Origin of the sequence: Streptomyces sp. DSM 40750 (assembly GCF_024612035.1) — a bacterium.
Classification (GTDB): Bacteria; Actinomycetota; Actinomycetes; order Streptomycetales; family Streptomycetaceae; genus Streptomyces.
In genome coordinates, this window is sequence record NZ_CP102513.1 from 11,274,263 (window position 1) to 11,298,832 (window position 24,570).

The 24,570-nt window shown below is 68.6% G+C and carries 24 protein-coding genes and 7 pseudogenes; 9 read left to right on the forward strand and 22 right to left on the reverse strand.

The features are described from left to right. Positions 1–99 precede the first annotated feature (99 nt). Complete coding sequence (locus tag JIX55_RS49455) at positions 100–1,458, reverse strand: acyltransferase family protein (protein WP_257561344.1); 1,359 nt, start codon at positions 1,456–1,458, stop codon at positions 100–102. Positions 1,459–1,581: 123 nt separating this feature from the next. Here JIX55_RS49455 and JIX55_RS49460 point away from each other — a divergent pair, with 123 nt between their 5' ends. Further along, the gene (locus JIX55_RS49460) at positions 1,582–2,190 is read left to right on the forward strand and encodes a DUF998 domain-containing protein (protein ID WP_257561343.1); all 609 of its coding nucleotides are present in this window, start codon (positions 1,582–1,584) and stop codon (positions 2,188–2,190) included. A gap of 65 nt (positions 2,191–2,255) precedes the next feature. Here the strand turns inward: JIX55_RS49460 and JIX55_RS51775 are convergent. After that, positions 2,256–2,306, reverse strand: a pseudogene (locus tag JIX55_RS51775) (hypothetical protein); the annotation flags it as partial. Positions 2,307–2,499: 193 nt separating this feature from the next. On the opposite strand from JIX55_RS51775, the pseudogene JIX55_RS49470 reads away from it, so the two are divergent. After that, positions 2,500–2,659, forward strand: a pseudogene (locus JIX55_RS49470) (IS30 family transposase); the annotation flags it as partial. Between the two features lie 121 nt (positions 2,660–2,780). On the opposite strand, the gene JIX55_RS49475 reads toward JIX55_RS49470, so the two are convergent. From JIX55_RS49475 to JIX55_RS51780, 8 genes are all read right to left on the reverse strand, one after another. Continuing rightward, the gene (locus JIX55_RS49475) at positions 2,781–4,286 is read right to left on the reverse strand and encodes a sugar ABC transporter ATP-binding protein (protein ID WP_257561342.1); all 1,506 of its coding nucleotides are present in this window, start codon (positions 4,284–4,286) and stop codon (positions 2,781–2,783) included. A 19-nt stretch (positions 4,287–4,305) separates the two neighbouring features. Continuing rightward, the gene (locus JIX55_RS49480; protein ID WP_257561341.1) at positions 4,306–5,271 is read right to left on the reverse strand and encodes a sugar ABC transporter substrate-binding protein; all 966 of its coding nucleotides are present in this window, start codon (positions 5,269–5,271) and stop codon (positions 4,306–4,308) included. A 195-nt stretch (positions 5,272–5,466) separates the two neighbouring features. Continuing rightward, the gene (locus tag JIX55_RS49485) at positions 5,467–6,480 is read right to left on the reverse strand and encodes an ABC transporter permease (protein ID WP_257561340.1); all 1,014 of its coding nucleotides are present in this window, start codon (positions 6,478–6,480) and stop codon (positions 5,467–5,469) included. Between the two features lie 93 nt (positions 6,481–6,573). Further along, positions 6,574–7,377, reverse strand: a complete 804-nt coding sequence (locus JIX55_RS49490; protein ID WP_257561339.1) for a glucose 1-dehydrogenase — start codon at positions 7,375–7,377, stop codon at positions 6,574–6,576. Positions 7,378–7,491: 114 nt separating this feature from the next. Then, complete coding sequence (locus JIX55_RS49495) at positions 7,492–8,481, reverse strand: transketolase family protein (protein ID WP_257561338.1); 990 nt, start codon at positions 8,479–8,481, stop codon at positions 7,492–7,494. Next, complete coding sequence (locus JIX55_RS49500) at positions 8,478–9,359, reverse strand: transketolase (protein WP_257561337.1); 882 nt, start codon at positions 9,357–9,359, stop codon at positions 8,478–8,480. The genes JIX55_RS49495 and JIX55_RS49500 overlap by 4 nt, the downstream gene beginning before the upstream one ends. 608 nt (positions 9,360–9,967) lie before the next feature. Beyond that, positions 9,968–10,150 carry a transposase gene (locus JIX55_RS49505; RefSeq protein WP_257569158.1) on the reverse strand — a complete coding sequence of 61 codons (183 nt, stop codon included), beginning with the start codon at positions 10,148–10,150 and terminating at the stop codon, positions 9,968–9,970. Further along, positions 10,123–10,572, reverse strand: a complete 450-nt coding sequence (locus JIX55_RS51780) for a Tn3 family transposase (RefSeq protein WP_443046766.1) — start codon at positions 10,570–10,572, stop codon at positions 10,123–10,125. Before JIX55_RS51780 ends, JIX55_RS49505 begins: the two co-directional genes overlap by 28 nt. 14 nt (positions 10,573–10,586) lie before the next feature. On the opposite strand from JIX55_RS51780, the gene JIX55_RS51785 reads away from it, so the two are divergent. Beyond that, positions 10,587–10,985, forward strand: a complete 399-nt coding sequence (locus tag JIX55_RS51785; RefSeq protein WP_443046329.1) for an AMP-binding protein — start codon at positions 10,587–10,589, stop codon at positions 10,983–10,985. Between the two features lie 20 nt (positions 10,986–11,005). Then, a pseudogene (locus JIX55_RS51790) lies at positions 11,006–11,377 on the forward strand (AMP-binding protein); the annotation flags it as partial. Between the two features lie 56 nt (positions 11,378–11,433). Here JIX55_RS51790 and JIX55_RS49515 read toward each other — a convergent pair. The 4 genes from JIX55_RS49515 to JIX55_RS49530 form a co-directional block, all read right to left on the reverse strand. Continuing rightward, positions 11,434–11,862, reverse strand: coding sequence for a hypothetical protein (locus JIX55_RS49515; protein WP_257569726.1), 429 nt, complete (start codon positions 11,860–11,862; stop codon positions 11,434–11,436). Between the two features lie 509 nt (positions 11,863–12,371). After that, positions 12,372–12,800 carry an ester cyclase gene (locus tag JIX55_RS49520; RefSeq protein WP_257561336.1) on the reverse strand — a complete coding sequence of 143 codons (429 nt, stop codon included), beginning with the start codon at positions 12,798–12,800 and terminating at the stop codon, positions 12,372–12,374. A gap of 151 nt (positions 12,801–12,951) precedes the next feature. Beyond that, positions 12,952–14,013 carry an alkene reductase gene (locus tag JIX55_RS49525; RefSeq protein WP_257561335.1) on the reverse strand — a complete coding sequence of 354 codons (1,062 nt, stop codon included), beginning with the start codon at positions 14,011–14,013 and terminating at the stop codon, positions 12,952–12,954. A 328-nt stretch (positions 14,014–14,341) separates the two neighbouring features. Beyond that, positions 14,342–15,133 (reverse strand): SDR family NAD(P)-dependent oxidoreductase, encoded by a 792-nt coding sequence (locus tag JIX55_RS49530; RefSeq protein WP_257561334.1) that lies wholly within the window; start codon positions 15,131–15,133, stop codon positions 14,342–14,344. Positions 15,134–15,578: 445 nt separating this feature from the next. Between JIX55_RS49530 and JIX55_RS49535 the strand changes: the two genes are divergently transcribed. After that, positions 15,579–16,196, forward strand: a complete 618-nt coding sequence (locus tag JIX55_RS49535; RefSeq protein WP_257561333.1) for a TetR/AcrR family transcriptional regulator — start codon at positions 15,579–15,581, stop codon at positions 16,194–16,196. Between the two features lie 652 nt (positions 16,197–16,848). On the opposite strand, the gene JIX55_RS49540 is transcribed toward JIX55_RS49535, so the two are convergent. Beyond that, on the reverse strand, positions 16,849–17,247 hold the full coding sequence (locus tag JIX55_RS49540; RefSeq protein WP_257561332.1) for a nuclear transport factor 2 family protein: 399 nt from the start codon (positions 17,245–17,247) through the stop codon (positions 16,849–16,851). Between the two features lie 206 nt (positions 17,248–17,453). Here JIX55_RS49540 and JIX55_RS49545 point away from each other — a divergent pair, with 206 nt between their 5' ends. Beyond that, positions 17,454–17,630, forward strand: a complete 177-nt coding sequence (locus tag JIX55_RS49545; RefSeq protein WP_257561331.1) for a hypothetical protein — start codon at positions 17,454–17,456, stop codon at positions 17,628–17,630. A gap of 76 nt (positions 17,631–17,706) precedes the next feature. Here JIX55_RS49545 and JIX55_RS49550 read toward each other — a convergent pair whose 3' ends face one another. From JIX55_RS49550 to JIX55_RS49565, 4 genes and pseudogenes are all read right to left on the reverse strand, one after another. After that, positions 17,707–18,282, reverse strand: a complete 576-nt coding sequence (locus tag JIX55_RS49550) for an AAA family ATPase (protein WP_257561330.1) — start codon at positions 18,280–18,282, stop codon at positions 17,707–17,709. Between the two features lie 41 nt (positions 18,283–18,323). Next, positions 18,324–18,674 (reverse strand): annotated as a pseudogene (locus JIX55_RS49555) (transposase); the annotation flags it as partial. A 356-nt stretch (positions 18,675–19,030) separates the two neighbouring features. After that, positions 19,031–19,213, reverse strand: a pseudogene (locus JIX55_RS51110) (MmcQ/YjbR family DNA-binding protein); the annotation flags it as partial. Continuing rightward, complete coding sequence (locus tag JIX55_RS49565) at positions 19,210–19,605, reverse strand: MmcQ/YjbR family DNA-binding protein (protein ID WP_257561328.1); 396 nt, start codon at positions 19,603–19,605, stop codon at positions 19,210–19,212. The pseudogene JIX55_RS51110 and the gene JIX55_RS49565, both read right to left, overlap by 4 nt. A 234-nt stretch (positions 19,606–19,839) precedes the next feature. Here JIX55_RS49565 and JIX55_RS49570 point away from each other — a divergent pair, with 234 nt between their 5' ends. Together JIX55_RS49570 and JIX55_RS49575 are read left to right on the forward strand one after the other, a co-directional pair. After that, on the forward strand, positions 19,840–20,682 hold the full coding sequence (locus JIX55_RS49570; RefSeq protein WP_257561327.1) for a helix-turn-helix domain-containing protein: 843 nt from the start codon (positions 19,840–19,842) through the stop codon (positions 20,680–20,682). Positions 20,683–21,006: 324 nt separating this feature from the next. After that, positions 21,007–21,833 (forward strand): annotated as a pseudogene (locus tag JIX55_RS49575) (IS5 family transposase). Positions 21,834–21,928: 95 nt separating this feature from the next. Here JIX55_RS49575 and JIX55_RS49580 read toward each other — a convergent pair. Next, a complete protein-coding gene (locus tag JIX55_RS49580; protein ID WP_257561326.1) occupies positions 21,929–22,780 on the reverse strand; it encodes an SDR family oxidoreductase in 852 nt (283 codons plus the stop codon). Positions 22,781–22,881: 101 nt separating this feature from the next. Here JIX55_RS49580 and JIX55_RS49585 point away from each other — a divergent pair, with 101 nt between their 5' ends. After that, the gene (locus JIX55_RS49585) at positions 22,882–23,457 is read left to right on the forward strand and encodes a TetR/AcrR family transcriptional regulator (protein WP_189783614.1); all 576 of its coding nucleotides are present in this window, start codon (positions 22,882–22,884) and stop codon (positions 23,455–23,457) included. A gap of 170 nt (positions 23,458–23,627) precedes the next feature. Here the strand turns inward: JIX55_RS49585 and JIX55_RS49590 are convergent, their stop codons facing one another. Next, positions 23,628–24,212 carry a TetR/AcrR family transcriptional regulator gene (locus JIX55_RS49590; protein WP_257561325.1) on the reverse strand — a complete coding sequence of 195 codons (585 nt, stop codon included), beginning with the start codon at positions 24,210–24,212 and terminating at the stop codon, positions 23,628–23,630. A 53-nt stretch (positions 24,213–24,265) separates the two neighbouring features. After that, a pseudogene (locus tag JIX55_RS51795) lies at positions 24,266–24,511 on the reverse strand (NAD(P)H-binding protein); the annotation flags it as partial. Positions 24,512–24,570: the final 59 nt, after the last annotated feature.

Sequence of the window (24,570 nt, forward strand, 5' to 3'; positions counted from 1 at the left end):
GTTGTACTCCCACCATCAGCAGCTGAGCCTTCTGCCAACCGACGCGCTCACGAGCAGCTCCTGACGGTGTGGTATCGGAGGACTCTTGCTGACGTGCTGTCAGGAGGCTTTGGAGGTCCCGGTTTGTCTCCTTCCTCGTTCGCCGCGTGCCGCGCGGAGTACGGCGGCGCCGAACAGGAAGACGGCCAGCGCTGCGGCCGGGAGCCCCAGGGCGCCGCGCTCGACCGGACCGGCGGCGAGACCCAGCAGACCGAGCACACAGGCCGTGTAGCCGACGGAGGTCGCGAGGGTGCGCGGCCCGGGGCGGCCGAGCGCTCGAGGCGTCCACGGGCTGCGCGAGGAAACAGCACCGCGTTGTTCGATGCCGCCGACGACGGCCACCAACGCGGCGAGCACCAACAGGAGCAGGACCAGCCACGGCGGTTTCCACAGCAGCCAGGCGCCTGTCCGGCCAGGGGGTTCGGGCAGCGGGAACAGACCGAAGGTGTACACGGCGCCGGCGACGAGCACGAACGCGCTCATGTGCCACAGCAGCACGGTAAGGATCACCGAGTTCACGGCGATCACGGCCATCCATGGCCCAAGCCGTCGCAGCCACCGGCTTCCCGCGTCGCGCAGCAACAGCACCAGCCCGAGCTGAGCCGTTGCCAACGCGAGCAGGGCGAGGGTCGGCGGCGAGAGGTTGCGGAACGATGTGCCTGGGACGTCGACCATGCTGACCGGGTAGGGGCCGGCCATCGTCAGCAGCACCGCCACCGCGGCGCCGCCCACCAGCAGCGGCACGGCCACCCTGGGCCGGACCGGCAGCGTCCCGTCCTGCCAGGCGAAGCCGATCTGGTGCACCGCCAGCCAGGCGAACAGGTAATTGCCCAGTTGCGGCGCCGACGCGTCGAACACCAGCCGCACCACGTCGCCCGCGGCGACCAGCCCCACCAGTACCAGCGGCACGACCAGTCCGACCCTCCGGTGGAGGCGGTGCATGAGAGGCGTCAGGAAAACCACCACGAGATAGACGAGCAGGAACCACAACGGGAGCGAGGCCAGCCACACGGCCCGGCCCACCTGAACCGGGTCGACACCTGCCAGCCGGGCGACCAGTGCGGCGGCGGCAAGTGTCACCAGCAGCACGGTCGTCGGTGGTACGAGCCGCGCGCTGCGGTCCAGCAACCAGTCCCCGGCGCCCCCGCCCCCACGGGTGCGTGACGTCAGCGAGGCGGCGTTGGCGAACCCGCCCACCAGGAAGAACACCGGCATCACCTGGAGCAGCCAGGTGATCGGGCGGCCCCACGGCAGCACTTCGAGCGCGCTGAAGCCGTCCAGGTCGTCGGCCCCGCCGGTGACCACGATGACCGTCCAGTGACCGAGCACCACGATGACGATGGCCAGCGCCCGCAGCAGGTCGATGTAGCGTTCCCGCTCCGGCGGTGTGCCCTCCGCGAGCTCGCGCAGGCCGTGCATGCGGCCATCATAGGAACGGCGACCGACGGCGATCGGCGACCCGCCCGGGCGGCTGGGTGAGACGGCGAGCGGACCTCGCGGTGCTTGAGCTGCGGGGGACTGTCGGCCATCTACGGTGGTCTGATGCGACTTGTCCCTTGGTGGGCGTTGTTCTCGTCCGGATGCGCGCCGGTCATTCTGGTGGCCGGGTGGGCCATCGCGGCGCTGCTTGAGGGGTCCGCCTATGACTCGGCCACGCAGACGATCAGCGTCCTGGCTGCCTACGGGGCCGCGGGATTCTGGGTGATGACTGCCGCGCTGCTCGCCGTCGGCGTCTGTCACTTTGTCACCGCCTGTGGACTGCGTGCGGCCACGCGCGCCGGTCGCACGGCGCTTGCGGGCGGCGGACTGTCGGCCCTGGCGGTGGTGTTGGTACCGGCGCCGAGCAGCGGAGGCGACCTGCGCCATGGTTCTGTCGCCGCGGTCGGCTTCGCCCTCCTCGCGGTGTGGCCGGTCCTCGCCGCGCAGCGTGATGGAGCCGCGCCATGGGGCCTCCGGCCCACGCCCTCACTGCTCGCGACCGCTCTGATGGGCGTGACTGCCGCCTGGTTTCTGTTCGAGGTGCGTCATCAGGGTGTCATCGGTGTCGCGGAACGCCTGGTGACGGTCATGCAGTCGCTCTGGCCCTTCGTGGTCGTCGTCTCCTGCCTCCGCCATTCTCGACAGCGACGGCTGACGGCTGAACAGACATGACTGGGCCCCGGCAGCACGATCCACTGGTGATCGATGATTTTCCGGCCGAAGGTCTCCCGCTGCTGCGCGTAGGTGAGAGCGTCGTCCAGCGCACTCTGGGCCAGTCCTACGGCCACCGCGCCGCCCGCCGCAGGGGCCTTCTCCCGTAGTACGCCGGCACGATTCTGAGCAGCCTCTTCACGGGGGCCGGATCACCAAGTACAGGCAGCAGGCTTGATCCGGTGCTCACGGCGATGAGAGTCAGCCGCTCGGCCGAGCGAGCGGCCGACGATTGCACAACTGTCGCCACCTGACGGCCGAATCGCCTCGCTGCTACGGCAGTACTTCCCCAAAAGCGCCGACCTGTCCCGCCACACCCGAGATCACCTCGACGCCCGTCGCTGCCGAACTCAACGGTCGCCCACGCGAAACGCTCGACTGGGAAACCCCAGCCGAGCGCCTCGCTAAGCCACTGACAACAGCCGCATGATCAGCAGGGTTGCCACGACCCCTTGAATTCGCCATGAACGGGGCCGTCGACAGATTCTCGGCCTGGTTGAGGTTGGCTACCCGTCAGTGGGTGCAACTGCTCGATGTCACCTGTGGGACGGTCATGCCGTTGCGAGGTGCATGACCGCGGAGTTCGTCGCCTCCTCCGCCGACAGGACACCCTGCTGCCGACCTCGGCTGAGGACCAGCACGCGGTGGGACAGTCCCAGGACCTCGTCGAGGTCGGAACTGACTACCACGACCGCCATGCCCGACCGGGCCAGGTCCGCGATCACCTCGTAGATGGCGGCCCGGGCGCCGACGTCGATGCCGCGGGTGGGCTCGTCGAGGATGATGACCTTCGGCTTGCGCTCCAGCCACTTGGCGATGACGACCTTCTGCTGGTTGCCTCCGGAGAGCGTCCGCACCGGCTGGGCGGGCCGTCCCTTGACGGTCATCAGCTTGATGGCGTCGGTGGCGACTTCGGTGACGCGCTGTGGGGTCAGCCAGCCTTGCCGGGCGACCCGGTCGAGGTTGGGCAGGACGACGTTGTCGCCGATCGAGAGGTCGAGCACGGCGCCCTGGCCCTTGCGGTCCTCGGGTACGAGCGCCACCCCCGCCTGGATGGCGTCCCGGGGCCCGCGCAGCCGCAGCACCTGGCCGTCGACGGACACCTTTCCCTCGGTCACCGGGTCGACGCCGGCGATCGCCCGCACGAGTTCGGTGCGTCCGGCGCCGACGATCCCGGCGATGCCGAACACCTCGCCCGCGCGCACGCTGAAGGAGACGTCCCTGAAGGAGGGGTTGGACAGACCCTCCACGCGCAGCACCTCACGCTCCGCCGGTGCTCCCGTGTCGGGGAAGATGCGCTCGACGCTGCGCCCCACCATCTCCTCGACCAGCTGTGTCACGGGTACCTGCGCGGTCGCATGGGTGGCGACCCTCTGCCCGTCCCGCATCACCACGATGCGGTCGCAGATGCGGGCGATCTCCTCCAGGCGGTGGCTGACATAGATGAAGGACACGCCTTCCTTCCGCAGCGCGTCGATCCGCTCGAAGAGGTGATCGGTCTCGTCGCCTCCCAGGGCGGCTGTCGGTTCGTCGAGGATCAGCAGCTTCGCGTTGAGGGTCAGGGCTTTGGCGATCTCCACCTGTTGCTGCGCGGCCACCCGGAGCGTGCCCACCAGCCGGGTGGGGGAGATGTCCAGCCCGAGACGGTGCAGCTGCTCCTCGGCGCGGCGGTTCATCTCCGTACGGTCGATGCGTCCGCCGCGGGTGAGGAGTCGGCCCAGGAAGACGTTCTCGGCGATCGACAGGTCCGGCAGCAGGCGCGTCTCCTGATGGATGAGGCCGATGCCGTGGGTGATGGCGTCCCCTGGCGACTTCGGCTCGTAAGGCCGTCCCTGCCAGGTCATGTAACCGGTGTCGGAGGGGAACGTGCCGGCGATGATGTTGCCGATGGTGGACTTCCCGGCGCCGTTCTCGCCGAGCAGCGCCACCACCTCGCCGGGGCGTACGTCGAGGTCGATCCGGTCCAGGGCCTGTGTCGCGCCGAAGCGCTTTGACACGCCCCGGACGATCAGGCCCTCGTGTGTCTGGTCTCTCTGGACTTCGCTGACGTTCGTCATGATGACGTTTCTTCCCGGCTCAGGGGTGGGTCTTGATGTACTCGTCGGCCTTCGCCGTGTCGGCATTGGTCAGCAGGAAGGCGGGCTGCAACTGCTTCGCCGGGACATCCTTGCCGTCGAGGACGTCCAGTGCGGTGTCCACCGACATCCGCCCCATCTTCTGGGTCTGCTGGACCATGGTGGCGTCGATGGTGCCGTTGCGGACGGCCTTCAGGCCCGCGACGTCGCCGTCGAAGCCGACGATCAGACGCTTCTTGCCGTCGGCGCTCTTGACGGCCTGCGCGGCACCGAGAGCCATCGCGTCGGCCTGGCCCCAGAAGATGTCGATGCCCGGGTGGGCCTGAAGCATGTCCTGGGCCACGGAGAAGGCCTTGTCCTGTGCCCAGTCGGCGGTCTGCTGCGAGACCACCTTGATCCCGGGCGCCTTCGCGAGCGCCTGGCCGAAGCCCTTCTGCCGATCGACCTGCGGCGTGGTGCCGATCTGGCCCTGGAGGATGGCCAGTTGGCCCTTGCCGCCCTTCTGCTTGATCACATACTCGCCGAGTGTCTTGGCGGCCGCGACGCTGTCGGTGGCGATGAACGACTTGCCCGGTGCGTCCTCGGGGTTGCGGTCGACCGTGATGACGGGGATCTTCGCCTTCTCGGCGGCCTTGACCGGCACGCCGGCGGCCGTGGCGCCTGCCGGTATGTAGATGATCGCGCTGACCTGCTGGCTGATGAAGTCCTGGATCTGGTTGACCTGGGTCGCCGCGTCACCGCGGGCATCCGCCACGACGACCTTGACGCCCTTCTTCTTCGCTTCGGCCTCGACGGACTGCTTGATCTGGTTGAAGAAGTCGGCCTGGAGATTGGCGACGGCCAGGCCGATCGTTATCGGCTTGCCGTCGGCGGTGGTCGTGCCGGCGCTGCCTCTGTTGCAGGCGGTGGCGCTGAGCGCGAGGGTGACGACGATGCCGGTGGCCATCCAGCGGTACTGGGACTTCATGACGATGGTGCTCCTTCGGGAAGCGGACCCGGCGACTCGGGGAGAGAGGCGGTTCGGTGGTGAGCGGGGAGGAGCCGATCTCTGGAGATCGGGGTGAAGCGGGTGGGGGACGAGACGACCGTGCGGCGGTGACTGACGCGGTGGGGGACGTGCGGCGGGCCGAATCGAGCTGAGAGCCGGTGAGGGCTGAAGTGGTCAGCGCGTCTCGCGTCGGCGAAGGACATCGACCATGACGGCCAGAGCGATCACCACGCCGATGACGATCTGCTGGACGAACGGGGAGACTCCGAGCAGGTTGAGCCCGTTGTGCAGGACACCGATGATCAGGACGCCGAACAGGGTTCCGGTGACGGAGCCGACGCCACCGCTCAGGCTCGCGCCGCCGATCACCACGGCGGCGATCGCGTCGAGTTCGTAGCCCGTTCCGGCGCTCGGCTGCGAGGAGTCGAGCCGCATCGAGAGGAAGACACCGGCCAGGCCGACGAGGACGCCGGTCACGGTGTAGACGAGAACCGTCCGCTTGCGCACGCTGATGCCGGCCAGCCTGGCGACCTCCGAGCTGCCGCCGATGGCGTACAGCTCACGCCCGCCGGTCCGGTAGCGCATGTAGGCCCACCCCGCCACGTACAGCACCACCAGCACGAAGGTGACGAAGGTGAAGACGCCGAGGTAGCGGACGGTGGAGAGGTTGCCGAACCATTCCGGGTACCCGACGATCTGCTGGCCGTCGGTGATGACATTGGCCAGGCCGCGGGCGATCGACATCATCGCCAAGGTGGCTATGAACGGCGGGAGTTTGGTGAAGGTGACACCCAGCCCGTTGGCCAGGCCGCACGCTCCCGCGACGCCGATCGCGACAAGCGCGCTCAGCCACAGCGGCCACCCCAGGTCGTGGGAGAGAAACCCGAGCACCATGGTCGCCAGCGCCAACACGGCGCCGACCGACAGGTCGATGCCGCCCGTGATGATGACGGCGGTCATGCCGAGAGCGAGAAGACCCAGGATCACCGCCTGGTCGACGATGTTCAGCAGGTTGTTCTGGGTCAGGAAATACGGCGTCGCTATGTAGAAGACGACGCACATGGCGACGAGGCCCAGTGCCGGACCCCGGGATCCTGTGAGCAGCCCGGTCGCCCAGGACGGCGCCTTCAGCCGTCGTTCGGCCGGCGGTGCGTCCACGGGCTTCGCCGCGTTGCTGGTCGTACTCATGAAGGTCTCCGGATAGTGAAAAGTGCATCCAGGTCGGGAGGGGTGGCATGGACCGCCTGCGGTCTCCTGCGCTGTCGTCACACCCGTGACGTGCTAGTTCATGAACATCCCCCCGTCGACGTTGATCGCCTGGCCCGTGATGTACGCCGCCTCCTCGGAGGCGAGGAAGAGCACGAGGTCGGCCACGTCGTCGTCGGTGCCGGCGCGTCCCAGCGGGATGTTCGCGACCCACTCGGCCATCAGCTCGCCCGGCTCGTAGTCGCCGAGCAGCCGGCCCCATGCGCGGTCGTTGTAGTCCCACATGTCGCTGGCGACGATGCCGGGGCAGTAGGCGTTGACGGTGATCCGGTCCTTGGCGAGCTCCTTCGCCAGGCTCTGCGTGAGCCCCACGACCCCGAACTTGCTGGCCGCGTAGTGCGGCGTGTAGATGAAGCCCTGACGGGCCTGACCCGAGGCGGCGTTGAGGATGCGCCCTCCGCGTCCGTGCCGCCGCATGCTCGCGGCGGCGGCCTGGGCGCACAGGAACGTCCCCGTGGTGTTGACGGCGAGGACCCTCTGCCAGTCGTCGAGGCTCAGGTCCTCCAGCGGGCTGATGCTGATGACGCCGGCGTTGTTGACCAGGACGTCCACACCGCCCCAGGTGCGGTCGGCGAGGTCGACGGCGCGGGCCACATCGTCCGCCGAGGTGACATCCGTACGGACGCCGATCGCGCTGCCGCCGGGGTGCCGGGTGGCGACCTTCTCGGCCGCCTCCTCCACGGCCTCGGACCGGTCGAGCATCAGGACGTCCGCGCCTTCGGCGGCGAACCGCGCGGCTATCCCGCGTCCGATGCCCTGTGCCGCACCGGTGACGACGACGCTCTTGCCTTCGAACCGACGGGAATGTGTCAGAGCCATGATTTCTCTCCAGCGGCACAGGGCCGAGGGGCGGGCAGCGAGTTCATGGGCGAGGCCGACCTACGGACCGTTCCGGAACCGGTCGACTTGGCGTGGGGCGCGACGCGGGCGGCCTCAAGCGTCGTCATGTGCACCGCCTCCATGGCCTCCGGCCGGCAGATCCCGTATGGCGGAGACGATGCCGTCGGCCGTCAGCCCGAAGTGCTCCAGCAGGAAGGCGGCACTCCCGGTCGGCGCGAACTCGCGCTGTACGCCGAGGATCCGCATGGGCGCGGGATGGTTCTGCGCGACGACGCTCGCCACTGCTGCGCCGAGGCCGCCTGTGGTGGTCGCCTCCTCGGCGGTGACGATGCCTCGGGTTTCGCGGGCGGCCCGCAGGACGGCTTCCACGTCCAGCGGCTCGACGAAGGTCATGTTCAGCACCCGGACGCCGACACCCTCGGCCCGCAGTGTCTCGGCCGCGGCCAGGGCACGGGAGACCATGGTCCCGACAGCCATGACGGTGATGTCGTCGCCGTCGGTGAGCTGGATGCTGCGGCCGGGTTCGAACGGTGCGCCTTGCGGCGTGACCGACGGGACCTTGAACCGTGGGATGCGCAGGTAGGTGGGGCCGTCGTGCGCGGCGGCCCAGCGGACGGCGGCGCGGGTCTGCGCCGGGTCCGCGGGCACGGCGATGGCCAGGTCGGCGATCGCGCGCATCCAGGACAGGTCCTCAATCGAATGGTGGGTCGGACCCAGCTCCCCGTAGGCCAGACCGGGGCTCTGGCCGCAGAGCACCACCGGAAGCCCGTTGTAGGCGGCGTCGGTCTTGATCTGCTCGGTGGCGCGGCCCGTCAGGAAGGGACCCGCGGCGCTGACGAACGGGATGAATCCGCCGATCGCCAGCCCGGCGCCGACGCCGACGAGATCCTGCTCGGCGATGCCGACGTTGATGAGGCGGTCGGGGTACAGCTCTCGGAACCGGACGAGGTTGCTCGACCCCACGGAGTCGTTGCAGACGGCGACGATCCGCTCGTCCTCGGCGGCCAGCGCGATCAGTTCGTCCGCGAACGCCTGGCGGCAGTCGTAGGTCTGCGCGGCTTCGGACATGACGTCGGCAGTCATCGGCTGAGCTCCTCCAAGGCGGCCTGAACCTGTGCTGAATCCGGCACCTTGTGGTGCCACTCGACGCGGTCCTCGATGAACGACACGCCCTTGCCCTTGACCGTGCGGGCCACGACGGCGACCGGCCTGCCGGTCGTGGAGGGGCGCAGTGCGGACAGCAGCTGTCCGTGGTCGTGTCCGTCGACGTCCCGTACCTCCCAGCCGAAGCTGGTCCACTTGTCCGCGAGGGGCTCCAGCCGCTTGGTGTCCTCCGTGCGAGCGCCCTGCTGGAGACGGTTTCGGTCGACGATTGCTGTGAGCGAGGCGAGGTCATGGTGCGCGGCGGTCATGGCCGCCTCCCAGTTGCTCCCCTCCTGCAGTTCGCCGTCGCCCAGGACCACGAAGGTGCGGTACGAACGGCCCGACACCTTTGCGGCCAGGGCGCAGCCGACCGCGACGGGGAAGCCGTGCCCGAGGGGCCCGGTGTTCGTCTCCACGCCCGGCACCTTCCTGCGGTTCGGGTGGCCGTTGAGCGGTGAGAGCGGCGCCATGAACGTGGACAATTCCGACGGCGGGAAGAAGCCGCTGTGGGCGAGGGTCGCGTACAAGGCCGCCGCACAGTGCCCTTTGCTCAGGATGAAGCGGTCACGCTCGGGATCACGCGGCTTCTCGGGATCCACGGCCAGCACACCGCCGAACAGGGTGGCGAGGATGTCCGTCACCGACAGATCGCCGCCGATGTGACCGAGCTGGGCGCCGTCGATCATCCGCACGACGCTGCGGCGCACGTCGGTGGCCAGCTGCCCCAGCTCCTGGAGCCGGCCGGCCAGGTCTTCATCGGCGATACGCCGACGCCGTTCCCGGAACTGCACGGTCCCGGCTGGGTCTGTGGTGAGCATCTGGATCGTCCTTGATCGCTGGATCTTGGGGTCCGACGGGTCTCGCGGTGTCGGCCGGAGCGGTCGGAGCGGTCGGCGAGCGGGACAGGTGCGAGGCGGGGTGGGCTGCGTGCTGGCCATCGACCCTGTTTGAATAGCTATTCATTGGTGAATCGCGAACGCCATCATGCTGAGCGCGTTTCGGCTACGTGTCAATAGGGTGAATCGATGCCTTTGGCAGAAGCGCGAGATCAGCAGGCAGGGGGGAACGCGCGCTTGTCGGGTCATGGGAGCCAAGGGCGGAGAGGGGCCCCTCTGATGTCACGGGCGCAGCTTGAACTCTGTGGCTGGGGTGGCGGGAGGCTACGACGAAGTCGCGGACCGCTGACGACCGGGTCGGCATCGACTGTGCGGTCAACTTGCGGCACAGGCAGTGCCCTTGTCGCCATAAGGGGGGCAGCAGATCGCTGATTCCCGCCGTCGTGAACAGGCCCATACATTGTCCACGGCGGGTGGGCGCCAGTACCCGGCCTGTCAGCAGCCGCCCCCGCTCCCAGTGGTTGCCACCGCTCGGGCCTACACGACGTCTCCGATGCGGCCGACCTGCCCAGCCCGCGGCCGAACCCGCACTACACCATCCGTCGACGGGGACGCCCGCAGCCGCGGAAGGCCGGCCGGGTCAGCCGGAGCAGGTTCGAGGACCAGGCGCCGAACTTGCGGCTGTCGGAGGCGCACGCGGTGCCGGTGCCCCACCACATCTCATCCCGGACGGCGAAGGTGGCGCTCACCCGCTTGCGCAGGGCCGCGCGCATGTTGACGCGTTGACGAACAGGTGCGGCACCCGGCGCAGCGTCGCCTCGCTCTCGCCGTGTTCGCCGTTCGCCGCGGCCCGCTTGATCCCCATGCTCGTGCCCAGGCCGAACAGGACCAGCAGCAGGCGGCGCCGCAGTACGTCCTTGGACAGGTTCTCCCTGGTGGCGACCGAGGTGAACTCGGCGATGAAGTCGGTGTCGAAGTCGGCGTACTTCAGGATGTCCAGCAGGTCGATGGTGCCCCAAACGCCGTTCGATCTCGCCCTTGATCGCCACCAGGCTCTCCGGCTCCTCCTGCTTCGCCCGCGGGGAAACGCGAATCCACGGCTCGCCGTGCTTCTTGACGATCGCCACCCGCCCGTCGTGCCCTCCGCCGGCGCCTGCGCGAAGCGATCCAGCGAGGTGCGGAGCTTGCCTTGCAGCGCGGGTGATGCCGATGGACGTGCGCTATCCGGCGGAACGGCTGCGGTTCACGACGGACAGGGCGCAGTTGTCCATCGTCGTCACGACCGCGAAGCGGTTCCCCGAGACGACCGGCACGAGGATCGTGACCCCGGACGAACTGCGGGGTCTTGCCGGCGAGTCCGCGGCAGCAGACGAACGTCCGCGAGTGGACGGTGACGGGGGCGACGCCGCGTCTGTGATCTACACGTCGTGCTCGACGGGGCGCCTCAAAGGCGTCGTGGTGCCTCACCGCAACGTTCTGGCTCTGCTGGAAGCCACCGCCGAGGACTTCGGCCTCGACTCGGACGACACCTGGACGCTCTTCCACTCGAGCGCCGTCGACTTCTCCGTGTGGGAGATCTGGGGCTGTCTGCTGTCTGCTGTCTGTTGACCGGTGGCCGGCTGGTGGTCGTGCCGTGCTGGGCGACACGCGATCCCGAAGAGTTCCACGAGCTGCTGGCGGACCACCGCGTTACCGTGCTGAATCAGACCCCTTCGGCCTTCTCCCAACTGGTATGGACCGATCTGCGGGCACCCCGCGAGCTGGCCCTGCGGCTGATCGTCTTCGGTGGCGAGCCGCTCGAGGTACGCATGCTGGCGCCCTGGTTCGCCCAGCACTCCCACACACGGTGCCGGGTGGTGAGCATGTTCGGCATCACCGAGACCACGGCGCACGTGACCGCTCAGACGCTGACCCCGGTGGACGTCGCGGTGGGATCCCGATCGGTCGGCCGCGCTCTGCCCGGGTGGTCCCTGTCGGTCCGGGACCAGCAAGGACGGCTGCTTCCGCCAGGACCGGTGGGAGAGATCTGGGTAGGCGGAGCGGGAGTCGCTGGCCACTACGCACCGGCGCCGGCGGCGGCAGCCGCCGCCAACGCACAGATCGGCGCGTGGGTCCGGGAGAAGACGAAACGACCATCCTGCGCACCATCACCGCCCAGTTCCTGCACCAGGGCGCCCGCGCCCTGGTCCTCGACACCTCGCGGATCTCCCACCTGTGGGCGATGGACCTGCCGACGGTGACGCACCGCGGCAACGTCGCCGGTATCCACGACGCCTTGGTCGGCCTCGCCGTCGAGCTGAAGCGCCGCATCGACCTCGACGGCGACCTCGACGACGTGCCGCGCCTGATGGTCGTGTTCGAGCAGGGCAGTGACACCCTGCGGCGGCTCAAGCGCTACTGGGAGTCCGGCAGAAAGGGGACCCGAAGAAGTCCCCGGCCGTCGCCGCGCTCGAGGAAGTCCTGTACGCGGATGCCGGGTCCGCATCCACGTCTTCTTCGACGGACGCCCGACCGCCGACGTCCTCGGACCCTCCGCCGGCGAGCAGTTCGCCACCGTGATCCTCGCGCGGGTCACGGCCGACACCAGGCAGCGCATCGAACACCAGGAGCTCGGCACCGTTGTCGCCCAGAGAGCGACGCAGTCGCTCCCGCAGTGAGACGCGCGCGCCCATTGGATCATCCGCGTGCTCACGGTGCTGGCGCACCCAAGAGACCGGGATTGACTGCCTCAGGACAGCCTTGGCAAGGCAGCAGAGACCAGTGAACGTCGGCACGGGCGGCGCGGCGGGTGTGCGAGGCGATGGGCATGGAGATCGCGCCCAACAACATCAACACACCCGCCTGTAGCTCAAGCGGCTGACCGAGTGCGGAATCCTGGTCGAGACCGAGCAGAGCTTGTTCGCCCAGCCGCGGCCGTAGCCGCCCGGCGACGCTGTGGCCGGCCCGCCTGCTCCTCCCGAAAGGGTGAAACAGACATCAACTCAGGTAACCCTCTCAGGACTGCAGCTGGGCGAAGAGCGTCGCCAGGTCGATGAGGCCCCAGTGCTCGGTGAGCTTCCCGTCTGCCACCTTGAACATGCGGAGCTCCAGCACCTTGATCGATCGGCCGGTGGCGGGAGTGCCGTTGAACGGCCCGGTGTTCGTGCCGGTGAGGATGAAGCTGATCGCGAACCAGTCGTCCTCGGCGACGACACGGACCGGCGTGGCGGCGAAGTCGGGGACCGCGTCGAGGAACGACGCCAGCACCGCGCGGGTCTCCTCGAGGCCGGTGGCGGTGCCGTCGGCGGCGTGGTTGCGGAAGTCCGGCGCGTACAGGGCGAACAGGGCGTCGAGGTCACGCAGGTTGACGAGCTTGACGTACTCATCGGCAAGTCGGTGCAAGTCGGCGGTGGACGTTCGGGTTTCGGCGTTCGAGGAAGACATGTGCTTCTCCAAGGTGGTGGACGGAGCGGCTCCGCCCCGGTGGTGGACAGTGGAATCGGGTCGAACTGGCGGGTTGGACGAGCAGGGTCTGGCGATGGCACCGGGCAGTGGCTGCTCTTCTTGCGGAGGCGAAGCGCCCGGCCGGGGTTTGTCAGGCGGTGAGGGTGGGGTAGTCGGTGTAGCCGGCCTCGCCGCCGCCGTAGAAGGTGGCGGGGTCGGGGGTGTTCAGCGGCGTGCCGGTGCGTACGCGCTCGACCAGGTCGGGGTTGGCGAGTGCCATTACGCCGACGGTGATGATGTCGGCGGTGCCGTCTTCGATGTCCTTGGCGCGGGTGGCGATGTCGGTGCCGGCCCGGTTGAGGACCAGGGTGGTCGGCCACAGCTTGCGCAGGGTGTGCAGGAGTTCGTCGTCGCCGCCGTGGCCGATGTGCAGGTAGGCGAGGTCGAGGGGGGCGAGGGCGCGTACGAGTGCGGGGTACAGGTCGTGGGTGTCGCTCTCCGCGATGTCGTTGAACGGGTTGCCGGGGGAGATCCGGAACCCGGTGCGGCCGGCGCCGATCTCCTCGGCCACGGCGGTGGCGACCTCGACGGCGAAGCGGATGCGGTTGTCGACGGAGCCGCCGTAGCGGTCGGTGCGCTGGTTGGTGTTGGTGGCGAGGAACTGGTGCAGGAGGTAGCCGTTGGCGCTGTGGATCTCGACGCCGTCGGCGCCGGCCTCGATGGCGGCTGCGGCGGCGCGGCGGAAGTCGTCGACCGTCGCGGCGACTTCCTCGGTGGACAGTTCGCGCGGTACCGGGAACTCCTGGAGTCCGGACGCGGTGAACATCTCGCCCGCCGGCTGGACCGGGGAGGGGGCGACGGGCTGCCGGTGGTGGGGGGTGTTGTCGGGGTGGGACATCCGTCCGGCGTGCATGAGCTGGATGACGATGCGTCCGTCGGCCTTGTGTACGGCGTCGGTGACCTTGCGCCAGCCGGCGATGTGTTCCTCGGAGTAGATGCCGGGGGTGAGGATGTAGCCCTGTCCGTCGGCGTTGGGCTGGGTGCCCTCGGTGATGATGAGGGCGTGCGAGGCGCGCTGGGCGTAGTACTCGGCGTTCAGCTCGGTCGGTATGCCTGCCGGGGTGGACCGGTTGCGCGTCATGGGGGCCATCGCCAGCCGGTGCGGCAGGGAGATCTCCCCGGCGACGATCGGGTTCCACAGGGCGTTCGACATGGATGTTTCCTCAAGTAAAGGGGGGGAGAGTTCTGCGGGGTGGCGGGTTGCCGCGAGAAGCGCTAACGCGGTGAGTGGCCGGATGGGCCCGGTGGCCTTCCACCGTGGAAGGCAGGCTGCGTGGAGGGGCGGCCGACGGCGCGGGCGGGCTTGCCGTGCACCTGACCGCCGCCATCGCGGTACTGGTACTGGGCCCCGGCTGTCTGTAAGGGGGAGGACGCCGGGCGCGTTGGTCTTCCCCACGGGCCGGAGGACGTATCGGTCGTGTGTGGCAGCGGCCGTGCCGTTGTCACAGAGGGACTGCCGCAGCGGGGGTCGGAGCCGGCGGTCAGCCGCGGTAGCGGTCGGCCGGGACCCGCTGCGACAGGTTCGGGACGAGCGTCTGGCGCGCCTTCTCGAACGACTCCCAGTCACTGATCTGGGGCAGTGACGGGATGGTGACCGGCTCCCCGGCGTCGAGGCCGGCGAGCGCCGCGTCGACGGTGTCGTCCGCGCTCATGATCCACTCGTCGGGGAACGCCGCGAGGTCGAGGCCGGAGCCGTCCCAGAACTCCGTGCGGACCGCGCCCGGGAGTACGGCCTGCACTGTGACGGGGCTCTCGGCGAGTTCCTGCTGCAGGGCCTGGGTGAACGTCAGGACGTAGCTCTTGGTGCCGCTGTAGACGGCGCTGACGGGCAGGATGTTGAGAGCCAGGGCAGAGGAGATGTTCACCACGGTGCCGTGCCCGCGGGCCGTCAGGCCCGGCAGGACCGCGGTGGTCAGCCTGGTCAGCGAGGTCACGTTGAGGTTGATCAGTGCCTCGGAGGCCGCGGCGTCGGAGGCCGCCAGCGGGGTGAACAACGACCCTCCGGCGTTGTTGATCAGGACCGCGATGCTCTCGTCGGTCCGTAGGCGCTCCTCGACCACAGAGATCTGCGCCGCGTCGGTGAGGTCGGCGGTGACGACGTCCACCGCGCGGCCCGTGCGGCTGCGGATGTCCGCCGCCAGCGTCTCCAGCCGCGCGGTGTTCCGGGCCACCAGGATCAGGTCGTGGCCCCGGTCGGCAAGCCGCTGCGCGTAGGCGGCACCCAGGCCTGCGGACGCGCCGGTGACGACAGCGGTCTTGTTCTGCGTGGTCATGGGGTGGATCTCATTTCTGGGCTGACGGGGTGAGTGGGGGCCGGAGCGTCGACCCCGCTTTAGATTACGATAGCTATCTAAAGGGTTCTGGTCAACGGTCCCGCAATGCCGTCAATCACCGCCCACGGCCGGAGACCGCTCGACGTGCACGCGGGGCTACAGGGTCGGCGGCCGATCAGGTTCGAATGGAGAGTCATCGGGCCGCCTGGTCGCCATGGACGGTTTCGCGCACTGCCCTCACGGCGAGCACGCGGGCACGGCGAACGACACCCCGGAACGGATGCCCCGCACGGCCGGAAGCCGCTTCCGCTTCGGATGCGGGCCCGCGAGCTCCTCGCCTTGCGGCGGCGAGAAGGAGCCGCACGGGAAGAGGACGCCGCGGCCGGCCGCCCGGCACTTCGCGTACGATAGATGCACTTAACTATCTAACGTGGGCGGGTGACTGATGAGTCGGGTTTCGCAAGCACAGGCGCTCGAGAACCGCAGGCGCGCGGTCGCCGCGGCCTCCCAGCTCTTCCGGGAGCGCGGTGTGAACGGCATCAGCGTCGCCGATCTGATGAAGTCCATCGGGCTGACCACGGGCGGCTTCTACAAGCAGTTCCCCTCCAAGGAGGCCCTGGTGGCCGAGGCGGCTCAGGCCGCCTTCGGGGACCTCGACCTGCTCCTGGCGTCGTTCGACACGGCCCACGGCGATCACGAGACCGCGTGCGGCGCCCTCGTCGACTTCTATCTGTCGGCCGAGCACCGTGACCAGCCCGGCACCGGCTGCCCCACCGCCGGATTCGCAGGGGACATGGCCCGCGAGCCCACATCCGGGGAAGTACGCGAAACGTACGCGGCCGGAGTCGAGGAATTCGCCGCGTGGATGTCCACCGACACCAGCGAGGGCCTTCCCCTGGTGGCCACTCTGGTCGGCGCGATCCTGCTTGCCCGGGCCACGGCGGGCACCGAACTGTCGGAAAAGATCATGGAGTCGACCCACAAAGCCCTGACCGCACCACACGGGCCTCGACCCGGAATCCTGGGGACAGGGGCTGTGCGACTGGGGCCCGACGCCACGTAGGTAGGCAATCTCCGGAATCCCGGCAGCACGCGGTGGCGGTAGCCCTCCGGCCGCCCGCCCCACCCCTCCAGCCATGCCGGAATGGACAGCAACGGCCGGATGACCTGCCATTTAGCCTCCGTCATGTCGCAGGCGTAACACCGCACGCGCTCCGGCCCGTTCGCCACGTTGTCGAACCGGTGCGCGAGGCAGTCACACGACAGGGACGGCGAGTGGGAATCCACGCACGCGAGTGCGAAAGACTGCGGCAACGATCTTCTGGTGATCGGATACGCACCCCGAACTGCCAAGAGACCCTGCTGTCATGCGTCGGCTCTCGCGCGATCAACCGCGTCCGGGAACATGGAGTCCCCGGATTCACCACGAGACGCTAGGCCGCCTCTGCTGGAATGTACGGGCACCACGACGGCTGATCGCTACCGGTTGCGTCTGTGCCGAGGCCTGGCCACGGCCAGCCCTCGCTGGCCACCAGGCCAGCTGTGCGGTGGATTTTTGTGCGGTCGGGCTGCTGGGTGTCGCAGGAGGCGGTGGCCAGACGCACGCACGCTTCCGCCAGTTTGGTTCCATCTGTCAGTGCTTCGTCGTCGGAGATGACAAGACATCGGCCGGGGTGGCGGCTGGCGTAGGTGTGGGCGTCCGACCTCCCCTGCGGTCAGGGCTGGTCGTACCAGGCAAACGCTGCGATCCGCCAGCCCTCTGAGGTACGGACGAACTGGATGGTCTTGGTCCCGCCTCCCTCGAACGGCTCACCATCCAAGGTCCCGGACTTGCGGTACTCGCAGAACCGCGACGCGATATCGCCCGCGATCTCTGTCCGTTCGGAGGCTTCCCACTCGGAGAACTCGACCAGCCGTCCGTCGGTCAACAGCCGCTGGCGAGGCTCGATGAACTGGTCCACGGTGTAGACCGTGAACTCCGGGCCGGTCTTGACGATCACACCACCCGGAAGAACCAGTCGGCGGATCCGGGCCACGTCGGCAACCTTGCCGCCCCGGTTGTCAAAGGCCTCGAAGAACTCGGCGGTCACCACGTCTATCTCGATCTTGGACATGGCGCGACTGTAACGGGGGAAGAGGCCGGACATCGTCAGTCTCGAGAAGCTGCGGTACGTCGTCGAGTAGACCGTCGCCGCCCACTTCAAGCGCACGGGTGCTGTTCATCTTCGTTCCCGCGCCGTGCCGCGCGGCCCCGACAACGAGGGGGCCGCCTTCCACGAGCGTGCCCGCCGCGTCCGGGGCGTGAAATCGCCGGCTCACGGTGGCGACCACGACTCTGACGCAGCTGACCCGGCAGGGGCACGACCAGCCGGTGTGGAGGGTCGTCGGCCACGGCGAGGACCGCCCCGCCCTGGACGCGGTGCCGAAGGCACGGTGTGCACCCATCGTGGTGCGCAGGAAGCGGATCTGCTCGTCGACCGTCTTCTTCGCCTGGTAGCCGACGTTGGTCAGCCACTGGTTGTTCAGGCGGCCGAGCCTGCGGACGGCTTCGGGGTGGCTGATCAGAGCCATTGTCAAGAGTTGTGGATCGAGTCGTTCGCGTCGGTGATGCTGTCGCTCGGGTTGAGGTTGAGGAGGTAGGCGACCCTCGCGAGGCCTTGCAGGATGCTGTCGGCGGTTGCCTCAGCGGTCAGGTTGGTGGAATCCAGGACGTGGGCCTCATAGGTGCCCAGGTTGCTGAACTGGCCGTGCAGTGAGCGGATCGGCTCGGGGTCGGTCAAAGCGTCGCCGGCCCGGCTCGTTGCCCGCTCCAGTGTGGTGTGTTGGTCCGGCCGAAGGATGACGTAGCTCAGCGGCAGGGCCCGCTCCCGGGCCGTCACGCGGAAGATGTCGATGAACCAGGGCCCGACGATGCCGTCGCAGATCACCTGGTAGCCGCCGTCGGCGTAGCCGAACGCTGCCGAGACCAGTACCTGCAGGACTACTTGGTTCTGCTCGTGTGCTTCGGGCAGGTAAGGCGCGATCCAGCCCTGCTTGATATAGCGCCAGAAGTCGTCGCTGTGCAGGTGGACGCTGGGAGTCAGGTGATCTGCCAGCAGTCGCGCCACGGTGCTCTTGCCGGCTCCGGGCGGCCCGGTCAGGATGATCACCTGACCGCGGTGAGGGGACGTCCGGGGGAGTGGCGGCGGGTTCATGCCGCCACCGTGCCACGTTCGACCAGCACACCGCTTTCGAATTCGGCTCCCGCACGGACAAGGGGCAGCAGGTGGGCGCCAGTGATCGCGCGCCAGCGGGCCTGGGCGGACTCGACGAGCTTGAACACCATCGCGAGTGCCGCGGCGGGGCTGCCGGCCCCGCGGGTAACCTTGGTGCGGAGCTTGACCGTGGAGAACGTCGACTTGATGGGGTTCGTGGTCCGCAGGTGGATCCACTGCTCGGCAGGGAAGTCGTAGAACGCCAGCAGCTCCTCCTGATCGTCGGTGATCTTCGCGACGGCCTTGGGCCATTTGGTGCCGTAGGCGCGGGCGAACGCATCGATCGCCTTCCCCCCCGTGGGCGCGGTCCTCGCCACCACGAACCGTGCGACCGTAAGAGCGGCAGGGTCGGTTCCATCGGTCTCTCAGGTCGGAGGCGGAGGTGTGCGGACGTGGCGAGCCTTGCACGGGGCGCTGACAGGCGTCGGCTCAGCCGCTCGTGGGGAAGTTCGCGGTGCTCATCGAGCCCTGGGGCGGTCTCGTCGCGGCAGCCGCTCGACGGCCAGGTCGTAGGAATCCTCGACCGCGTCGGTGACCAGTCGCTCGGTGACGCCGGGGCCTGGCCCCAGGGAGATCCAGTGCCGTTGTTGAGATAGCGGCCCGGTGTGATCGAGGCGTGGCCGCGTACGTGCGCGCGGGCGTGTTCGGGTTCGCACTTGACCGTGATGATCTGATCGTCGGGGTCGTCGGTGACGATCAGGAACACTTTCCCCGCGACCTTGTACACGTCGAGTTCGGGGGGGAAGGGGTAGCCGTGGCTGACGTCGGTCAGGGCCAGGGCCGCCCGGCGGGCGGTGTCCTGGAGCCGGTCGCCGGCCGCGCTCACCGGGCCGCCCGTGCGCCGGTGCCGTAGGTGTGAGGGTCGACCGGCCGCTCGGCCCTGGGTAGGTGAGCGACGACGAGCCGGTAGGAGTCGGTGACGAGCTCCCTGACGAGCTCCTTGTCGACGCCTTCTCCGCTCTCCAGGGTGATCCAGTGCTTCTTGTTCATGTGGTAGCCGGGGGTGATGTGGCTGTACTGCTGCCGCAGGGCGTGGGCCTCGCCGGGGTCCGCCTTGAGGATCACGACGGGCCGCCCCGGGACCTCGGTCATCAGCATGAACACCTTGCCGCGCACCTTGAAGACCTCCCAGTCGGGGCCGAAGGGGTGCTCCAGCTGGGCTCCGGGGAGTTCCTCCGCGCAGTCGGCGGCGGTCTTGTGCAGGGCCGATCCGTTCATGGGTGGTGAGCCTTCTCAGGTGGTGACGGACTGTGGTAGCGAAGGAGGCGGCGGGCGCGCCGCGCGGGCGCGGTGGCACGTCCCATCCTTCCGTCGAAGCCGCCTGAAAGGGCGGTAGGCTGCGGACACGTGATGGTCGACAAGCGACACTCCGGGCCGAGCAGGCAGGCCGGACCAGCTGCGGTTCCGCTGTACGGTTTCCAGCCCCCGGTCGGCACTCCCTACGGCCTTGAGGTGAGTACCGTCGAGGACTTCTTCGCCCAGCACGACGACTGGCCGTGGAACCCGCCCCGTCCGGGCCGTGCCACCTTCCACTACCTCATCGCGGTCACCGAGGGTGAGCTGCGACACGACGTCGACCACGTCACGCGGACCGTCGCCCCCGGCCAGTGGCTGTGGGTGCGTCCCGGGCACGCGCAGTGCTGGCATCCGCCCGGCGCGGCCCGCGGCCCGTTCATCCTGTTCGAACCGGACGTGCTGCGGCCCGACCTCGCCCGTCTCCTGGCCCCGCTCACCGCGCACGAGGCCCCTGCCGTGCTCAGCCCGCACCCCGACGACACCGCCTGGCTCCAGCAGACGGCACTCCAGCTCCTGGACGAACACCGCGCACTGGGGCGCCGCCCCCTCGACATCCACCACGGCCTGCGGCGCAGCCTGCTCGAATCGCTGCTGCTGCGCCTGGCCAACTCCCAAGGAATCGCACCCATCGGCACGGCCGCGGCCACGGCCCGCGCCGGCCGTGGCCGTGCCGACAGGTACGGGCGCTTCCTGGACGCCCTGGAGCTGCACTTTCGCGAGCTGCATCAAGCCGCGGATTACGCCGAGTTGCTCGGCTGCTCGGTCCGCACCCTTAGCCGTGCCGCCCGGGACGCCACCGGCAAGGGGGTGCGTGAACTCATCGACGAGCGGCGCCTCCTGGAAGCCCGGCGCCTGCTGGGAGGTGCCCGGTGGGACGCCCGGGCTGTGGCCGTCCACCTCGGCTTCACCGACCCCGCGAACTTCGGCCGCTTCTTCCGCGACCGCACCGGTCTCACCCCGTCCGCCTTCGCGGCCCGCGCAACGAGGACCGACGCGTGACGGAATCCCGGCGGCGGAGGCCCCTTGCCCGTCAGGAGGCGATGGCTCCCATCGCGGTCTGCGTGAACGCCTCATGGGAGTGCACGATGTGCCACTCGCCGTCGATCACCTCATGACCAGGCGCCATGCCCGGAAGGCGCCATCCCCAGCCGGCCGAGGAAACCCGCCTCGGCCGACACCTGAACGTTCCAGGCCACGGATGTCGGCGGGCTCGGCACGTCCATGAACAGTCAACAGTGCCCGGTCATTTCCGCTTAGAACTCCTAACGAAATGATCTTCGAGCTGGTTGGATCACTCCGGGACTGACGACCTGGGGGTGTGCGGTGGCGCGGCCGAAGCCGTGGGAAGTCGAAGACGAGCTGTGGGCGGTGATCGAGCCGTTGCTGCCCAAGGTGGAGCGTCGGACGCGGCATCCGGGACGCAAACGGCATCCTGACCGGTTGGTCTTCCAGGGCGTCCTGTTTGTGCTGTGCACCGGGATCGCCTGGGAACATCTGCCGCAGGAACTCGGCTTCGGGTCGGGAATGACCTGCTGGCGCCGCCTGGCCGAGTGGACCGAGGCAGGTGTATGGCCCCAGCTGCACGGGGTCCTCCTCGCCGAACTCCGCAGCGCGAATGCCCTCGATTTCTCCCGTGCAGCCGTCGACGGCCCCCACATCCGTGCGGTGAAGGGAGGCGCCAAGACTGGACGAAGCCCGGTGGACCGCGGGAGGACGGGCAGCAAACACCACCTGATCACCGACGCCACCGGCATCCCGCTCGCCGCCACCCTGACTGGGGGCAACCGCAACGATGTCACCAGCTAATCCCGCTCCTCCAAGCCGTGCCGCCCGTTCGCGGCAAGCGCGGCCGGCCCCGACGCCGCCCCGACGTGGTGCTGGCCGACCGCGGCTAGGACCACGACAAATACCGCCGACTGGTCTGGGTCCTCGGGGTGAAGCCGCTGATCGCCCGCCGTGGCACCGAGCACGGCTCCGGACTGGGCACCCAACGCTGGGTCGTGGAGGGCGCGTTCGCCCATTTACATTGGTTCCGCCGCTTGCGAATCCGCTGGGAGATACGCGACGACATCCGCGAAGCGTTCCTCACTCTCGGATGCGCACTCATCTGCTGGCGACGCCTGATGCGATCGCGTGGGAGTGCTGGGTGAGACGACGTGGCGGACTTCCGGACGTCGAAGTTGCAGAGATGCGCAAGGCCGTAATGGCGGCGAGATTTCCTGACGGGTCGTGCCGGTGGGGCGGATCAGCGGGTGAAGGCGACAGATTCAGCGAGATCCTTCTGAGTCTCGAGCGCGGTGAGACGTTCGGTGAGTGCCGCGTGGATTGCGCTATAGGTGTCGGAGCCGAGAGTCAGGCGCAGTGGCGGGCTCGGGTGGCGGGTGGTGTCGTAAATGGCGGCGGCGAGCTTGGCCGGATCGCCGGTGAAGACGCTCTCGTCTGCGGTTTCCAGGTAGTGCCGGGTCCGGCCGACGGCATTGTCGCGGTAGACGGTCGTTTCGGTGGTGTATTGCAGGGCCGAAGCGAAGCCTGTGCGGGTGGCGCCGGGCTCGACCAGAGTGAGGTGAATGTTGAAGTCGGAGACCTCGCGGCTGACGCTCTCGGTGAAGCCCTCCAGCCCCCACTTGCCCGCGTGATAGGAGCTGTGAGTGGGGATACCGACCTGGCCGCCCACGCTGGAGATCTGGATGATCCGGCCACCGCCCTGCTCACGCATCGGCTGCAGGAAGGCGCAGGTGATCACCATCGGCGCGAGCAGGAGGACTTCGATCTGGTCGCGAATCTGCTCGACGGTCATTTCCTCGGCGGCGCCCACAACCGCGTATCCGGCATTGTTGACCACAATGTCCACCGCCCCGGACCGGAGCGTCCTGCCGACCACCTTGTCCACATCGGCCGGCCGCGTGAGGTCGAGGATCTCGACAGTCAGCCGGTCGCCGTACGTCTCGCGCAGGTCTTCCAGAACTGCCGGGCGGCGGACCGTCGCCGTAACGCGGTCGCCGTTCCGGAGGGCGTGCTCGGTGAGATGGCGGCCCAGCCCACCGGAGGCTCCGGTGACGAACCAGTGACGTGAGGCCTTGTCGGAGGGAGCGGGCATGGGGGTCTCCTGAAGTAGAGTGATACCGGAACCTATTCCGTTTAAAGTTAAGCGGAACAGATTCCGGAAAGCAACTGGAGACCGACACCGAAGGAACCCGCATGCCCGCCACGCCCCGCCGCACCAGGAGTGACGCGCTGCAGAACCGGGAGCGCCTGCTGGAGGTCGCCGCGCAGGCCTTCGCCGAGCAGGGGCTGGACACCGCGCCTGCCGCCATCGCCAAGCAGGCGGGCGTCGGTGTCGGCACGCTCTACCGGCACTTCCCGACTAGGGAAGTCCTCATCGACGCCGCCTACCGGCGCCAACTCACCCAGGTGTGCGAGAAGGTGAACGACCTTCTCACCCAGCACCCGGCTGCCGAGGCCACCCGGATGTGGATGGAACACTTCATCCACTACGCCACGGCAAAGAGCGGAATGTCCGAAGCCCTCAACGCGGTCATCGCCTCCGGCATCGATCCATACTCCGACAGCCGCGCACTCCTTACCGACGCCGTCGCCACCCTCCTCACGGCCGGCGCCCGAGACGGAAGCCTGCGAACGGACGTCGCCCCGGACAATGTCCTACTCCTCATGGGTGGCATCGCCTATTCCGTGCAGCACGGCACCAAAGAGCAAGCCCGTCCGCTCGTCGACCTCTTCATGGACGCGCTGACCAAGGACTCGACCGCGAGCTGAACCCGAGCTCCCGGACCGGCACGCCAACGCAAGCGCAGCCACGGTCAATTCATCGAGTGGCTCTGTCGGCACTCACGAGGTTCTGGACACATGCCGCGCACCGAGTTCCGAGCGCATCCCGTTAGGAGTTCTTAGTGAATAGCCAGACGATTCTGGCCGGTCCTCTGCCCTCACCGGTCCGCGTCTTGTCGGGAAAGACCGTCGAGGATGACGTTCATCAAAGGCCGGGCCCTTGATTCCCACTCATTCCGGTCCAGTCGGCCGAGGTATGCGATGAGCAGGAGGACCCCGTGGGCGTCCACGTCCGCACGGATGGAACCTGCCGCTTTTCCGGCGTCCAGCAGGTGCCCGAGGGCGCCCTCGATGGGGTTGTGGCTGTGGGCGGCAAGGCCCTGCCATGCCGCCGCCTCAAGCGCTGCCAGGACACCGCGCTTGATGTCGGCGTAGTCGATCACTCGGTCGAGCCAGCGACGGAAGGCTTCCACAGGCTCGTTTTCCGCCAGCAGAGCGGAGGCGGCGACCACGAGTTCTTCGATATCGCGCCGGTACGCCTCGGCGAGGAGCGCTTCGCGGTTGGGAAAGTGCCGGTAGAGCGTTCCCTCTCCTACACCGGCGCGCTTGGCGATCCCGTTGAGGGGACGTCGTTGGACTCGGCAACGGCTGCGCGGGCGGCCTCCAGTATGCGGGTTCGGTTCTGCGCCGCATCCCGACGGCGTGCTGGTGCGCTCATAGGCCTCTCCTGATGTTCCGCCCACCACAACTGGACACCTGTCTGGTAGGGCGGGCTGCGCAGGGGGAAGGTGGAAAGGAGGAGGAGCCGGTGGACTCCTGCCTTCGTTGCGGCGGTTGCCGCGATTTCCACGCCCTGCCCGTCGACAGCGTCCGCCTTTCGCGGGCAGGTTCCGCTCGCGCCCGCGGTGAAGACGACTGCGTCGGCACCTTCCAGACGGGCGGCTGGAGTGTCGACGCTGAGCGACGTCAGGTCGCCGAGAACCGGCTCCATTCCGTCGGATTCCGGGGTGTGCGCCTGCGCGGTATGGCGGTGAAGGCCCACAACCTGGTCGCCCTGTTAGATGAGTCGTGCGGCGAGGCGGGAGCCTACGCCGCCGGTCA

Excerpts from the sequence above, each read along its gene's own strand:
- JIX55_RS49505 (WP_257569158.1), bottom strand. The coding sequence starts at position 10,150 with ATGCGCGCGGCCCTGCGCAAGCGGGTGAGCGCCACCTTCGCCGTCCGG.
- JIX55_RS49580 (WP_257561326.1), bottom strand. The coding sequence starts at position 22,780 with ATGCCCGCTCCCTCCGACAAGGCCTCACGTCACTGGTTCGTCACCGGA.
- JIX55_RS49520 (WP_257561336.1), bottom strand. The coding sequence starts at position 12,800 with ATGTCTTCCTCGAACGCCGAAACCCGAACGTCCACCGCCGACTTGCAC.
- JIX55_RS49455 (WP_257561344.1), bottom strand. The coding sequence starts at position 1,458 with ATGCACGGCCTGCGCGAGCTCGCGGAGGGCACACCGCCGGAGCGGGAA.
- JIX55_RS49525 (WP_257561335.1), bottom strand. The coding sequence starts at position 14,013 with ATGTCGAACGCCCTGTGGAACCCGATCGTCGCCGGGGAGATCTCCCTG.
- JIX55_RS49475 (WP_257561342.1), bottom strand. The coding sequence starts at position 4,286 with ATGACGAACGTCAGCGAAGTCCAGAGAGACCAGACACACGAGGGCCTG.
- JIX55_RS49490 (WP_257561339.1), bottom strand. The coding sequence starts at position 7,377 with ATGGCTCTGACACATTCCCGTCGGTTCGAAGGCAAGAGCGTCGTCGTC.
- JIX55_RS51785 (WP_443046329.1), top strand. The coding sequence starts at position 10,587 with ATGGACGTGCGCTATCCGGCGGAACGGCTGCGGTTCACGACGGACAGG.
- JIX55_RS49480 (WP_257561341.1), bottom strand. The coding sequence starts at position 5,271 with ATGAAGTCCCAGTACCGCTGGATGGCCACCGGCATCGTCGTCACCCTC.
- JIX55_RS49485 (WP_257561340.1), bottom strand. The coding sequence starts at position 6,480 with ATGAGTACGACCAGCAACGCGGCGAAGCCCGTGGACGCACCGCCGGCC.
- JIX55_RS49460 (WP_257561343.1), top strand. The coding sequence starts at position 1,582 with ATGCGACTTGTCCCTTGGTGGGCGTTGTTCTCGTCCGGATGCGCGCCG.
- JIX55_RS49540 (WP_257561332.1), bottom strand. The coding sequence starts at position 17,247 with ATGTCCAAGATCGAGATAGACGTGGTGACCGCCGAGTTCTTCGAGGCC.
- JIX55_RS49585 (WP_189783614.1), top strand. The coding sequence starts at position 22,882 with ATGCCCGCCACGCCCCGCCGCACCAGGAGTGACGCGCTGCAGAACCGG.
- JIX55_RS49495 (WP_257561338.1), bottom strand. The coding sequence starts at position 8,481 with ATGACTGCCGACGTCATGTCCGAAGCCGCGCAGACCTACGACTGCCGC.
- JIX55_RS49515 (WP_257569726.1), bottom strand. The coding sequence starts at position 11,862 with ATGCGGACCCGGCATCCGCGTACAGGACTTCCTCGAGCGCGGCGACGG.
- JIX55_RS49500 (WP_257561337.1), bottom strand. The coding sequence starts at position 9,359 with ATGCTCACCACAGACCCAGCCGGGACCGTGCAGTTCCGGGAACGGCGT.
- JIX55_RS49565 (WP_257561328.1), bottom strand. The coding sequence starts at position 19,605 with ATGAACGGATCGGCCCTGCACAAGACCGCCGCCGACTGCGCGGAGGAA.
- JIX55_RS49530 (WP_257561334.1), bottom strand. The coding sequence starts at position 15,133 with ATGACCACGCAGAACAAGACCGCTGTCGTCACCGGCGCGTCCGCAGGC.
- JIX55_RS49535 (WP_257561333.1), top strand. The coding sequence starts at position 15,579 with ATGAGTCGGGTTTCGCAAGCACAGGCGCTCGAGAACCGCAGGCGCGCG.